At 70.9% G+C, this 12,435-nt stretch carries 10 protein-coding genes; 8 read left to right on the top strand and 2 right to left on the bottom strand.

The annotated features are described in order from the left end of the window. Positions 1-199: 199 nt before the first annotated feature. Positions 200-655, bottom strand: coding sequence for an HIT family protein (locus tag IF46_RS0104915; RefSeq protein ID WP_030487068.1), 456 nt, complete (start codon positions 653-655; stop codon positions 200-202). Between the two features lie 284 nt (positions 656-939). Here IF46_RS0104915 and IF46_RS0104910 point away from each other — a divergent pair, with 284 nt between their 5' ends. The 4 genes from IF46_RS0104910 to IF46_RS0104895 are packed head-to-tail and all read left to right on the top strand — an operon-like array spanning position 940 to position 7,817. Beyond that, positions 940-1,167 (top strand): hypothetical protein, encoded by a 228-nt coding sequence (locus IF46_RS0104910; RefSeq protein WP_030487067.1) that lies wholly within the window; start codon positions 940-942, stop codon positions 1,165-1,167. Beyond that, the gene (locus IF46_RS35040; protein ID WP_232233935.1) at positions 1,164-3,890 is read left to right on the top strand and encodes a DUF2075 domain-containing protein; all 2,727 of its coding nucleotides are present in this window, start codon (positions 1,164-1,166) and stop codon (positions 3,888-3,890) included. Before IF46_RS0104910 ends, IF46_RS35040 begins: the two co-directional genes overlap by 4 nt. Before the next feature lie 55 nt (positions 3,891-3,945). Next, positions 3,946-5,271, top strand: coding sequence for an SWIM zinc finger family protein (locus IF46_RS0104900; RefSeq protein WP_030487065.1), 1,326 nt, complete (start codon positions 3,946-3,948; stop codon positions 5,269-5,271). Continuing rightward, entirely contained in the window at positions 5,268-7,817 is a 2,550-nt protein-coding gene (locus IF46_RS0104895) for a hypothetical protein (RefSeq protein WP_030487064.1), read from the top strand. Before IF46_RS0104900 ends, IF46_RS0104895 begins: the two co-directional genes overlap by 4 nt. Positions 7,818-7,881: 64 nt before the next feature. Here the strand turns inward: IF46_RS0104895 and IF46_RS32205 are convergent, their stop codons facing one another. After that, positions 7,882-8,316 (bottom strand): hypothetical protein, encoded by a 435-nt coding sequence (locus IF46_RS32205; protein ID WP_157562593.1) that lies wholly within the window; start codon positions 8,314-8,316, stop codon positions 7,882-7,884. A gap of 83 nt (positions 8,317-8,399) precedes the next feature. Here IF46_RS32205 and IF46_RS0104885 point away from each other — a divergent pair, with 83 nt between their 5' ends. The 4 genes from IF46_RS0104885 to IF46_RS0104870 all read left to right on the top strand — a co-directional run bounded on the left by IF46_RS0104885 (position 8,400) and on the right by IF46_RS0104870 (position 12,431). Further along, positions 8,400-9,020, top strand: a complete 621-nt coding sequence (locus IF46_RS0104885; protein ID WP_030487062.1) for a hypothetical protein — start codon at positions 8,400-8,402, stop codon at positions 9,018-9,020. A 113-nt stretch (positions 9,021-9,133) separates the two neighbouring features. Continuing rightward, on the top strand, positions 9,134-9,799 hold the full coding sequence (locus IF46_RS0104880) for a GntR family transcriptional regulator (RefSeq protein ID WP_030487061.1): 666 nt from the start codon (positions 9,134-9,136) through the stop codon (positions 9,797-9,799). Between the two features lie 100 nt (positions 9,800-9,899). Beyond that, entirely contained in the window at positions 9,900-11,702 is a 1,803-nt protein-coding gene (gene atzF / locus IF46_RS0104875; protein WP_030487060.1) for an allophanate hydrolase, read from the top strand. Positions 11,703-11,741: 39 nt separating this feature from the next. Next, the gene (locus IF46_RS0104870; protein WP_030487059.1) at positions 11,742-12,431 is read left to right on the top strand and encodes a cysteine hydrolase family protein; all 690 of its coding nucleotides are present in this window, start codon (positions 11,742-11,744) and stop codon (positions 12,429-12,431) included. Positions 12,432-12,435 lie beyond the last annotated feature (4 nt).

Genomic DNA, 12,435 nt, shown 5'->3' with positions numbered 1-12,435 from the left:
GACCTTGACCTCCATCGATCCCGAGGTGTCCAGGGCGATCAGGATGTTCGCCTTCTTGCGGAGCGTGCGCCAGCCGTCCAGCATCGCGCTAACCACCTGCGGGTCCGGCGGCTCGAAGGAGGTCAACCCGCCGGTGACCGAGGACGTACGACCTTGGGTCGAGGTCGTAGCTGAGAGCACAGCCGACTGTCGCGCCGCCCTATCCCAGGTCGGCGTGGTCGAGCTGGGTGCGAAGCGCAGCAGCGAGATCATCCTGCCGTTGCTCGTTGACGCGTTGGTCCTCCGCCGCTGCCAGGTAGGTGAAGATGCGGGGGCCGCGGCGGTCGGCGGGGAGATCGGGCATTCGCGGCACCACGTGGAAGTGGACGTGGGCGAAGCCCTCCTGCTCGGCGAACTGCACCACGTAGGTCTTCGCGCATCCGGTCACGGCCCGCAGTGCGCGGGAGAGCCGGACCTGCCAGGTGCCGAGGCTGGCCGCCTCGGCGGCGGAGAGGTCGGCGATCGAGACCACGTGCCGGCGCGGCATGAGGATCAACCAGCCCGGTAGAGCCGTGTCGAAGGCATGGGCGATCCGCCAGTGTTCATCGGCCGCGACGAGTTCGCGTGGCGGCAGGGTGCTGATCTGCTGGTTGTTGCGGCAGGTGTAGCAGTCCATGACGGAACACTAGTGCGTCGTCCTGTTCCCGCAGGCCCGCGCGAGCCAGCTGCCACCTGACATCCCGGGATGGCCGGTCCGGCATGGGTGTTGTCGGCGCCCGGCTTGACGTGACCGCTACTCTGTTGTTGGTCAACCACGGTGACCAAGTCGTCATGGAGCTCCCGGCTGGGCGTCCAGTGAGGGCGACTGAAGGGTGTGCCACCCTCCGCGCGTTTCACCCTTGTCGTTGTAGGTGCGTTATCTCGATTGCCGTTGGCCGGGCAGCGGAGCGGGAGACGAGCGTGCCCTCATTCGACCTTGCGGCTGTGCCGGCCACGGTGGTGCGACCGCTGATCGTCGCGATCGCCCACATTCCGATCATGCTGCTAGCGCTGTGTATTGCGCCGATCTTGCTGCTGGTGGCGGTGAGACCCCAGTCGCACGGTGACCTGGCGGTCCGCCTGCTGTGCGAGCTGCGGGCCTGGAGCCGAGACGCGGTGGGAGCCGCGAGCGGCCGGCGTACGCGATGACCCGCGTCCAGCTCAAGGATCTCGCCCGCGCTCGAATCCGCTACACCGGCGAGAGCTACCAGCAGGCTCAGGGTCTCGTCGCGGCTGTGCCTGCCGGCGAGGCGCTGCTGCCCGATGCGCACAGCGAGCCGCAGGCCGCCGTGGAGTTCGCTGTGCTGAACCAGCTCCTCCGTGCCTCGCGGCAGTTGGCTGTGAACATCGGCGATCGATGTCTTCCGCTGCCGGTGCAGGCTGTTCGTCCGCTGGCGGCGTCGCTGCTCGTGACGGTTCCGATCAACGAGGTCGCGCAGTTCGCTGCCATGCTCTGTGCCGGGGACACCACCTCAGGTGGCCGGGCGGGTGTGGCATTCCTGGTCACCTCGGCCAAGGATGTCGTCTCGGTGACCTTGCCGGATCAGGCCGATGCGCAGGTGCAACTGCGGTGTTCGTGGGATCGGCTTCGTAAGGCGCTACGCACCGCGCCCAGCGTCGAGGTCCTCTCCGGTGGCCGACTGCGGGTGCTTTCTGCAGCGTTGCCGGCGACACCCCGCCCGGAGCATCGTGCGGCGCTCAGTGCCTGCCTCCGGCGCGTCGGGCTGTTCTCGGACCCTCGTACGCTCTCCTGGTTGGTGGACTGGAACGAGTGGGTGGTCTCCGACCGCCGCCGGGATCGCCCGGTGCCGCCGGAGGACGTGTATTCGGCCCTGACCAGGCCACGCTTCGGTCCGACGAGCGCCGAGGTCTCCGCGCTCCTCTGGGGCGGGGCAAGGTCGGGGGCGGCTGGCGCTCTGCGGCCCCGACCCTCTGCTGACCCCGTCGATCCGAGCACCGCCACCACGGGCGTTTCCCCAGAACCTGAGAGTGATGAGGTGCCCCTCGCCGGCGTCACATTCGTTCTGTCTGCCGCCGAGTTGCGGCGACTCGTCGCCGAGCGTGCTCTGCCCGCAGCGGTCACCGGTCCCACCCACCCCGACTCCGATCCCAGGTTGGCGGCCGCGGTCCGCGCGGTGATGCGCCGGGTGGCCGTCGTGGCTGAGGACCTTGTGCAGGCTGGGCTCGGTGCGGTCTCGATGATCGTCGGCCTCCAACTTCCGCTGAGCAGCAGGCAGGTCGACGTGGTCCTCGCCGGCGTGCACCCGGAGACTGGGCGCGACGCGTACCTGGTGGTGGAGCTGAAGTCCTGGACGCACGCGCAGTCGATGGAGAGTTCCGATGCGCTGGTGGCGGTCGGGCGCACCGGAAGCGCGAGGTTGCATCCAGGCGTGCAAGTCGACGCCTACCGTGAATACCTGGGTGACTTCACCGGTGTGCTGGCCGACGGCGGGGGCGCTTCGATCCGCGGTGCCGGCTATCTGTTCAAGGCCGTGGATCGTGACGTCAGCGACCTACTCATCCGCCGCGGTGCCGACCAGAGCCACGTCTTCACCAAGCAACGGCGGGGACAGTTCCTCGACTACCTGCGTATCCACCTCGGGCCCGCCTCCGGAGCTGACGCCGCCGACCGCCTGCTGGCGAGTGCCGTACGCCCCAGCAGGTCCCTGCTGGCGCACGCCGCGCAGGAGCTGCGGGAGCGCTCGCACTTCAGGCTGCTCGACGAGCAGCGCGTGGCGTACGAGATGGTGTTGCGTGCGGTGAAGCGCGCCCGTACCGCGCAACGGAAGACGGTCGTGGTGGTGTCTGGCGGGCCAGGTAGCGGCAAGAGCGTCATCGGCATGGCTGTGCTCGGTGAGCTGGCCCGGCAGAACTACTCGGTCATGCACGCCACCGGGTCGCGGTCATTCACGCAGACCCTGCGCCAGTACGCCGGTAAGGGAAGCACGCGGCTCCGAAACCTGTTCGGCTACTTCAACAGCTTCATGGAGGCTGAGCCGAATGGCCTCGACGTGCTGATCTGCGACGAGGCGCATCGCATCCGAGAGACCTCAGTCAACCGGTTCACCCCGCGGAACCGGCGGGAGCGGTCTCGGCCGCAGATCGAGGAGCTGATCGCAGCTGCCCGGGTGCCGGTCTTCCTACTCGACGAGGACCAGGTCGTCAAGCCTGGCGAGCTGGGCGGCCTGGCGCTCATCAGTCGCTATGCCAGACAGCGCGGCCTGGAAGTCGAGATTGTCTCCCTAGCTGACCAATTCCGCCTCGGCGGCAGTAGCGCCTTCGTGCAGTGGACCAAGGCCCTGTTCAGCACCGACGACGATGAGCCGATGATCTGGAGCGGGGACGGTCGCTTCGAGCTGCGAATCGCTGATTCGCCGGAGGAGATGGAGGCGTTCCTCGCCGCCAAGCAAGCCGCTGGTGAGACGGCGCGGATGTCGGCCGGCTACTGCTGGCCATGGAGTGACCCTCGACCGGACGGCTCGCTCGTGCCCGACGTGCACATCGGCGGGTGGGCCCGGCCCTGGAACGTCAAGAGTGAGCGCAGCGTCGGCGACGCTCCAGGTTCCGCCTTCTGGGCGACCGACCCCAACGGCTTCGGTCAGATCGGCACTGTCTACACCGCCCAGGGCTTCGACTACGACTGGGCCGGCGTCATCATCGGCCCGGACCTTGTCGCCCGCGACGGCCGACTGGTCACCCGCCGTGCAGAGTCGAAGGATCCGGCTTTCCGCAGCCGATCAGCTGTAGGTGAGGAAGCCGCCGACCGTTTCATCCGCAACACCTACCGGGTGCTGATGACCCGGGGCATGCGTGGCGCGTTGCTCTACTCGACGGATCCGGAGACTCAGGCGTTCCTGGCCTCCCGAATGTAGGCGCGACGCGCCAGCACCGCAGCGGATGTCGGTCGGTCGCTCTACGGTGTGCGCCGTGAACGCCGTTCAGACGTACCGATATCTCCGGCCGTCCGCCTTGCGTAGCGCTGGCCTCGACCTTCAGACCAGCGGCGGCCCGGCGGCCAACCCGCGCTTCTTCTCCGGGTTTCTCACCACCCCGACGGCGGCGGCCGCCGGGCTGCTGGCCGTGGCCGAGGTGGCCCGGACCCGTTACCACCAGCCGGTCAGCCCGGCGAGCCTCGATCCGGTGGTGACCGGCAGCCGGGACCGGTTGCGGTTCGAGTCCTTCTCTGGTTGTTGCGGGGTGTACGCCCGGATGGATGTGGTGCCGGCCGGCTTCGACGGCGAGGTCGTCGGGCACGGCACCACGAACGTCGACGTCAACCCGCCGCTGCGCGAGGCCCTTGCCCGGGTGGGTGGGATCGAGCCGCTGCACCTGGCGGTCGGCCCGGACGACCTCACCGTCTCCACGATCGAGGGGGCGGTGGTGGAGCGGAAGGTCCCACTGCCGGGGCGCTGGATGCGCGGCTTCGCCGAGGTGCACGTGCTCACCGCCGGGTTCGAGCCGCGCGCCGAGATCCCCGCTGCCGAGGCCGCGGCGTTCCTGCGCCGGCTGCCCGGGGGCAGCGATCGTTCGGTGCTCTGGGCGGTGCCGGCCGGGCGTACCCTCCGGCTGACCTCGCGCCCGGCGCCGGGGGCGGTCTGTCTGGCCGGCGCGGGGCGGCTCGCGGCGCTGCGTGGGCTGCTCCGGCACGCCCGCACTCTGCGGGTGTACGGGCCGGTGGTGCGCACCGGCTCGCCGGCCGTGCCGAGCACGTGGGAGCTGGACACCGGATCGCTGCGGCTGTCACTGACCCTCTCACCCGAGCCGTACCGGGGGTTCTCCGGGGAGGGGGCGGCGCTGCTCGCGCTCGCCGGTGACGACGTGATCGACGACGCGGAGCTGGTCGGCGCCCTGCTCTCCTGGGATCCGACGATCGACGTCGTCGCGCTGGCCGACGCGGCCGGCCTGCCCGCCGACCGGGTCCGCGCGGCCCTGGCCCAGCTCGGCACCGCCGGACGGGTCGGCTACGACGTGGCCGACGCTGGTTACTTCCACCGGGTGATGCCGCACGACGCCGGCCGGGCCGAGCGGGACAACCCCCGCCTGATCGGCGCGCGCACGCTTGTCGAGCAGGGCGCCGTCCGCCGCGACGGAGACCATGCCACGGTACGCAGCGGCGACGAGGACTACCGGGTACGCCGACTGCCCGACGGCGCCTTCACCTGCACCTGCCACTGGTGGGCGAAGCACCGGGGGCAGCGCGGCCCGTGCAAGCATGCCCTCGCGGTGTCCATGGTGGCGGAGGTGACGGTGTGACCGACTTCTTCGAGGCACTGAGCCGGGGCGATGTGACGGCCGTCGGGACGGCGTTGCACTCACTTGACGAGCCGGCGCGACGGGCGCTCGGCGACGAACTGGTCGCCCACGTCCGGCGTCGGCGGGACAACTGGTGGTGGGGCAAGGATGCGGCCGCGCTGGCAGTGGCCACCGTGGGCACGCTGAGCACCGCGACGAAGGCCGCGGCCCTGCTCGGCCGACGGTCGGTCATGTTGACGGACGTCGACTCCGAGCCGGTGGTCGCCGCTGCGCGGCAGCGGGGCGTGCCGTGGCTGGCCGACCTGGCGTACCGGCTGGCGGAGCGGCTGCCCCGCAGCCGAGCGTGGGAAGGATGGCACTTCGTCGCCGAGCTGCTGCTGGCCGAGAAGGCGAAGCCGCCGACCGGGGACGCGTTCGTGGCCGGCTGGGCGCAGTCGATGTGGTGGCAGCGGCCGTCCGAGTTGCGCCAACAGGCGCCATTGCTCGACCGGCTGCGCGCCGACCCGTTCCTGGACGCGCTGGTGCCCCGCCTGTTCGAGGTCGATGGGATCGGCACGGACCTGGCCTTCACCGGCTCCGGGCGTGCGGTGCCCCCGACCTTGGCGGCGCTCGCGACGGAGGGCCGACTCGACCGAGCGGCGTTGCTGGAAGGGGTTCTCGGTAGGCTGCTGCGCGGGGATCGACCCGGCGCGTTGCGTCCGTTCGTTGTCCTGCACCAGGAGCTAAGACCCAGCCCGGACGAGGTGGCGGCGCGGGCGAGCGCGTACCTGCGGTTGCTCGCCGACGGCCCGGGGCCGGTCGCCGGCCTCGCGCAGCGGGCGCTTCGCGACTCGGGCTGCGAGGTGGAGTTCGAGTCGTTGCTGGACGCCTCGAGGGTCGTGCTGGGTCGGCCGGAGAAGGCGCTGGTGCGGGCGCAGCTGACCTGGCTGGACCGCCTGGCCCGGCGAAGCCCGGTTCGGGCAGCCGACATTGCCGAGGTGCTCGCCTCTGGTGCCGAACACGCCGCCGCAGACCTGCGGGATCGTGCGACGGCGTTGGCGCAGCGGCATGGCCATCGGCTGGTCGCCACGGTCACCGTGTCGGTGGCCGGTGACGAGCTGCCCTCGCCGGTGGCGCCCGCGCTCGCTGCGCCGCCGATCACTGAGGTGGACGAGCTGGTCGAGGAGGTCTCCGGGCTGCTCGCCCAGGGCTGGTCCGCGTCAACCCTGGAGCGGGTCCTCGACGGGCTGGTCCGGTTGACCACCACCGAACGGGAACGGCTGGCCACCGCCCTGCTGCCGGTGCTGCGGCGGGGCCAGGTGGGCGCCTGGGACCACCAGTGGGCCGAGTTCAACGTCCTGGTGCAACTGAACGGCGTCCTGCTGGCCGCCGCCGCACCGGGCGAGGCGGCCACCCGCCGCGACCAGTGGTCCAGAATTCTCAGCCAGTCACTGACCCGGACGATGCGTCCGTTCCGGGACCGGCCGGCGGTCGAGCCGCGCCACCAGTCCGCGCTCACGCTTGTCTACTGCGCCCGCCTCGCGGAGATCGGGCAGCGACTGGACGGACGCAACGATCCCGGCCTGCTGGCCGCCCCGACGTCCGTCACCGGGGCCCTCGATCCGACCGCGCTCTACGAACGGCTGGCCGCACTCGGGGACCGCCCGGTATGGCGGTGGGATCTCACCCAAGCCCTGCTGCGGCTGCCCGTCGGCGTGGACGAGATGCTGGCGACCCGGGCCGCCGCGCTCGGCACCCCCGCCGGCGACGAACTGGCCAGCTGGTTGCGCGGCGATGCCCTGCCGGAGCCGGTGCATGAGGTGGTCACGGTGGGACGGCGCGAGCGCAGACGCCCCTGGGACCACGGCTACGACCAGCTACCTGTCCGACGCACCGTGGTCGCCAGCACTCCGCCGGAGGGCGTAGCGGATCCGCTCGGGCTACTCACCGTGCCGGCGCACCCGATCGGAGGAGGGTCAGGCCGCTGGAGCAACCTGTGGCCGGCGCTGCTGCCGGGGCACCGAGGCCTGGTCGCCGCCCACCTGCTGCCCGGGATCGCCAGCGCCGCGCAGCAGGACGCCCGGGAAATCGCCACGATCCTGCCGGCACTCGCCGAGTGCGCCGGCGTGGGTGGCCCGGCGCTCAACCTGGCGCTGGCGTACGGGCTGTGCGCCCGGCACGAGGTGGACCGGGTGGCCGCTCTCGACGCCCTGCTGATGCTGGCAGCCGCCGGGGACCTCGATTCCCCTGGCGTCGGTGGCCAGTTGGGCGTGTTGGCGGCGGACGGCCAGCTGACGCTGACCCGGGTGGTGACACCGCTGCGCGACGCGATCGCGGCCGGCGCCCGGCTGAGTGTCTGGCGGTTGCTCGCCGCCGCGCTGCCACCGATGTTGGCGGCACCCACCCCACCTCGCGGCATGCCCGACCTGCTCACTCTGGCGTCCGAGGTGGCCAGCGCGACAGGTGTGCTGATCGAGGTGCCGGGGCTGGCTGACGTGGTGGCGCGCGGCGGCACGAGCCGGTTGGTGACCGAGGCCCGTAGGCTCGCCGCCGCGTTGGCGGCCTGAGCCGTCCTCTTCGCGGTCGGGCCGGTACGTCCCTGGCCCGACCGCGAACCCGCCGCAAGCTCGCTCAGATGGTCGTGGAGGGCCTCGGTGCCCCGGTGACCACGGCGCTGGCGATCAGGAGTATCGCCGCTGGCAGGAACGCGCCGCCGATGCCCAGCCCGAGCAGCAGGCCCCATCCGGTGACGACGAGCGCCGCCAGCAGGTCGGCGACCACGCTCAGCCGACCGATCCGCTGCGCGAGGACGGGCAGCGCCGTGGCGACGACGGGAACGCCGAGCAGATAGCTGGCCGCGGCTCCCGAATCCTGCACGGTCAGGGGTGTCAACACGGCGGCCACCAGCACGGTGATCGCCAGCGCCGACCATCTGAGCACCGACCGAGTGTCCGTCGGCCTACGGATCAGGGCCACGACACCGACGAGTAGGACGCCGACGATCGCCCCGACGGTCGCCAGACCAATCATCATGTTCTCCTCGACCACAGCGGAGGTTCTGATCATTTCAAATCGTGTTCTTTAGGCACTCACAATCCGATCGTGTCGCTGACAAGGGCGAGCTTGCCGCCATACGGCACACTCGTCGCGTGAGCAGCGACGCCATCTACATTACCGCCGTCATCAGCGGAATCATCACGGTGATCTTGGTGATCACGTTCCTTTATGTGCGGAAGCACAGCGAGAAGTGGACGATCATGTCGTTCGTGGCCGCAGGAATATTCGGTATCGCCACGGTCGCCCAGGTCGCCCTGGCAGCGGCACCGGCAGGATCTGATGGCGAGGGGCCTTCCTCCACACCAACTCCGAGCGTCGCGCCAATCGCGTCCAGCCCGACACCTGAGGACCTGCGCTATCAGCTCAGCTCTTCGCCGGGCGGCACGCGTACGGTCAAGGTCACTGCCAAGGCGTCCGGCGAGCCGGAGCCGGGGCTGACGTACTGGTTCATCCTCGAGGTGGACTGGGGCGACGGAAATGTCGACTACTACCCCCGCAGGAAGATGACCGGGAGGTCGACATCCTTCGACGTCACAATTCCGGCGAACGCGGAGACCAAATATCCGCGGAATGGCCGGATATATGGTCTGGACAGCGCCCAAAATTCCCAGGCCGAGGACCTGCTGACGCGGCAGGGACCGAGCGGCGTGAACGACTTCTTCGAAGAGGCGATCGGCCAGCCGGTCTCAGACGCGGTCAAGCTCCCCTACTGACGTTGGCGGCCCAGCGAGGATCTCTGCCCCGTCTGGAGGGAGAGCACCTCAGGCCCCCGCAACGACCGACGCGCGCGTCGGTCGTTGCGGGGGCAGGTGGCAGACTCATCGGAGTGAACGACGTGGCCGCATCGACGGTGGATGGTGAGCTGGAGAGTGTCAGTCTCGTGGACCTCGCCGTCTCTCGGCTGACCCGGGAGATCCTCAGTGGCAAGAGCGACCCGGGCGAGCGCCTGGTGGAGGAGCAGCTGACCCGGCGGCTGGGCATCAGCCGGGCGCCGTTGCGGGAGGCGCTGCGGTTGCTGGCCCAGCAGGGGCTTGTCGAGCACGTGCCCCGACGTGGAGTCCGGGTGGCGACCCTGTCAGATCGCGACGTGCGGGAGCTGTACGAGCTGCGTGACGTGTTGGAACGTTTCTCGGTGCGGGCGGGGATCCCGGTCGGCCGGGAAAGCGACCTCGCCGGATTGCGGGCGACACTGGACCAGATGAGGGAGGCGACCCCGGCCGGTGACCGGATGGCGGTCGCCGAGTCGCACCGGGAGTTCCACGTCGCGCTCGTGGCGCTCGCCGGCAACCGGCAGCTCTCCGCCGTGTACGGCTCGATCCTCGTGAAGTTGCAGCTCTACATGGCGATCAACCTGCGCCGGGAGGCGGAGTTGGCGCAGCCGCTGGACGGGGTCCACCGGCACGAGCGGTTGTTCGAGGCGGTCGCCGGGGGAGACCCGGAGGAGGTGCTCACCGTGCTTTCCGGGCATGGTGCGCGTTCGTACCTCGGATAGCCGAGACTGCCTGCGGGCCGGCGGATCCCCGCCACGCGCCGTCATGTCGTCGTTACGTGCCGCGCGATTTCCCGTAACAGAACTGTCGACAATCGACTGTATGCCAGAGCCAGCGATGTCCATTTCGGAGCTTCGGTCGGCGTACCGTGAGGGTGACCTGACCCCGGCGGGCCAGGCCGAGCGCATCCTGGACGGGCTCGCCGGGCGCGACGGCGGGCCGGTCTGGATCAGTACAGTCCCGGCCGACCGCCTGCGTGAGCGCGCCCAGTCGCTGACCCGCCACGGTGATCCCGCGCTGCCGCTGTACGGGATCCCCTTCGCGGTCAAGGACAACATCGACGTGGCCGGCATGGTCACCACCGCCGGCTGCCCCGACTTCGGCTACCGGCCCGCCGAGGACGCTCCGGTGGTGCGCCGGCTGCTCGACGCCGGAGCGCTGCTCGTCGGCAAGACCAACCTCGACCAGTTCGCCACCGGGCTGACCGGCGCCCGCTCGCCGTACGGCAGTTGCCAGAGCGTCTTCGGCGGCGGGCTCATCTCCGGAGGCTCCAGCTCCGGCTCGGCCGTCGCGGTGGCCTCGGGCCAGGTCAGCTTCGCCTTGGGTACGGACACCGCGGGCTCCGGCCGGGTGCCGGCAGCGCTCAACGGGATAGTCGGCCTCAAGCCCACCCGTGGGCTGCTCAGCACGGCCGGCGTGGTCCCGGCCTGCCGCTCGCTGGACTGCGTGTCGGTCTTCGCCACCGACGTCGCAGGTGCCGTCGAGGTGCTGCACGCGGCCCGTGCCGTCACAGCGGCAGACCCCTGGGGGCGTCCGTTGCCGGCGGAGCAGGTGGTTCCCCGCCTAGCGGGGAGGCTACGCCTCGGGGTGCCCCGGGCAGAAGACCTCGAGTTCTTCGGCGACACCGGGCAGGAGGCCCGGTTCGCCGCGGGGGTGCAGCGGCTACGCACCTTCGTCGGGTCCCTGCGGTCGGTGCCGCTCGGCGCCTTCTTCGACGCGGGTGACCTGCTCTACCGGGGGCCCTGGGTGGCCGAGCGTCTCGTCGCCCTGGACGGCTTCCTGCGCTCGCACCCCGAGTCGGTCCTCGCGGTCACCCGGGCCGTGCTGGAGACTGGGCGGCGCTACGACGCGATCGACGCCTTCCGAGCCCAGCACCGCCTGCGCGAGCTGCGGGCACAGGTCGACGAGCTCTGGCAGGACATCGACGTGCTGGTGGTGCCGACCGTCGGCACCACGTTCACGCTCGACGAGATCGCCGAGGACCCGATCGGGCGCAACGCCATGCTGGGCCGCTACACGCAGTTCGCGAACCTGCTCGACCTGGCGGCGGTGACCGTACCCAACGGGTTCACCAGCGCCGGCCGCCCGGCGAGCCTGACCCTGGTCGGCCCGGCGTTCAGCGACACCACCCTGGCCCGGCTGGCCGCCACCCTCACCGAGGCCGGCGCACCGAGCCGGGCGGTCGAGGTCAGCTCACCACCGGCCCAGCGTCCGGCGGAGCTGTTGATCGCCGTGGTCGGCCGGCACCTGGCGGGCGAGTCCCGCAACGGTGAGTTGCTCGGGCACGGTGCCGCCCTCGTTGGCGCCGCCCGCACTGCGCCGCTCTACCGGCTCTTCCGGATGGACACGCCCGACGGCGAGGGACTGCCCGGCCTGGTCCGGGTAGCGCCGGACGGGCCGGCCGGCCACCCGATCGAGGTCGAGCTGTGGCGGCTGCCCGGGTCCGCGGTCGGCGGGTTGCTGGCCGGGGTGCCGGCTCCGCTCTCGCTCGGCTGGGTCCGGCTGCACGACGGGCGGGACGTGCTCGGTTTCCTCAGCGAGGCGTACGCCGCCGGCCCGCCGGCCGAGGACATCAGCGCCGCCGGTGGGTGGCGGGCCTACCGTCGCGCCGCCGCCGGGCGGTAGGGCGGGCAGGCACCAGCGATGACGACAGGAGGCGAGAGGATGGGCAGCATCGGGCCGGTAACGGCCAACCCCTACCCGTGGCCGTACGACGGCGCGGCGGATACCGCGCGTACCGCACTGCTCTGCATCGACTGGCAGACCGACTTCTGCGGACCGGGCGGCTACGTCGACGCGATGGGCTACGACATCGGCCTCACCCGGGCCGGGCTGCCGGCCACGGCCCGGCTGCTGGAGCACGCACGATCGCTCGGGATGCTTGTCGTACACACCCGGGAGGGACACGACCCGCAGCTGTCGGACCTGCCGGCGAACAAGCGGTGGCGTTCGGCGCGTATCGGCGCCGAGATCGGCACGGCCGGCCCGGCCGGACGGATCCTGATCAGGGGCGAGCCGGGCTGGGAGATCGTGCCCGAGGTGGCCCCGGTTGCCGGCGAGGTGATCATCGATAAGCCGGGCAAGGGCGCCTTCTACGCCACAAACCTCGACCTGGTGCTCCGCACCCGGGGCATCACCCACCTGATCCTCACCGGCATCACCACCGACGTCTGCGTGCACACCACGATGCGCGAGGCGAACGACCGGGGGTACGAGTGCCTGGTCCTCTCCGACTGCACAGGCGCCACCGACAAGGCCAACCACGACGCGGCACTGCACATGGTGACCATGCAGGGCGGCGTCTTCGGCTGCGTCACCACATCCGACGACGTCATCGCCGCCACGGCCAAGTGAGGCA

This window comes from Micromonospora chokoriensis (assembly GCF_000718555.1).
Taxonomy (GTDB): Bacteria; Actinomycetota; Actinomycetes; order Mycobacteriales; family Micromonosporaceae; genus Micromonospora; species Micromonospora chokoriensis_B.
Note: the sequence above shows the minus strand (reverse complement) of the source record. Positions and strands in the feature narration are given on the sequence as shown.

Bases quoted from the DNA above. Each gene is read 5' to 3' on its own strand.
- IF46_RS35040 (WP_232233935.1), top strand. From the start codon at position 1,164: ATGACCCGCGTCCAGCTCAAGGATCTCGCCCGCGCTCGAATCCGCTAC.
- IF46_RS0104915 (WP_030487068.1), bottom strand. From the start codon at position 655: ATGGACTGCTACACCTGCCGCAACAACCAGCAGATCAGCACCCTGCCG.
- IF46_RS32205 (WP_157562593.1), bottom strand. From the start codon at position 8,316: ATGATCAGAACCTCCGCTGTGGTCGAGGAGAACATGATGATTGGTCTG.
- IF46_RS0104870 (WP_030487059.1), top strand. From the start codon at position 11,742: ATGGGCAGCATCGGGCCGGTAACGGCCAACCCCTACCCGTGGCCGTAC.
- atzF (WP_030487060.1), top strand. From the start codon at position 9,900: ATGCCAGAGCCAGCGATGTCCATTTCGGAGCTTCGGTCGGCGTACCGT.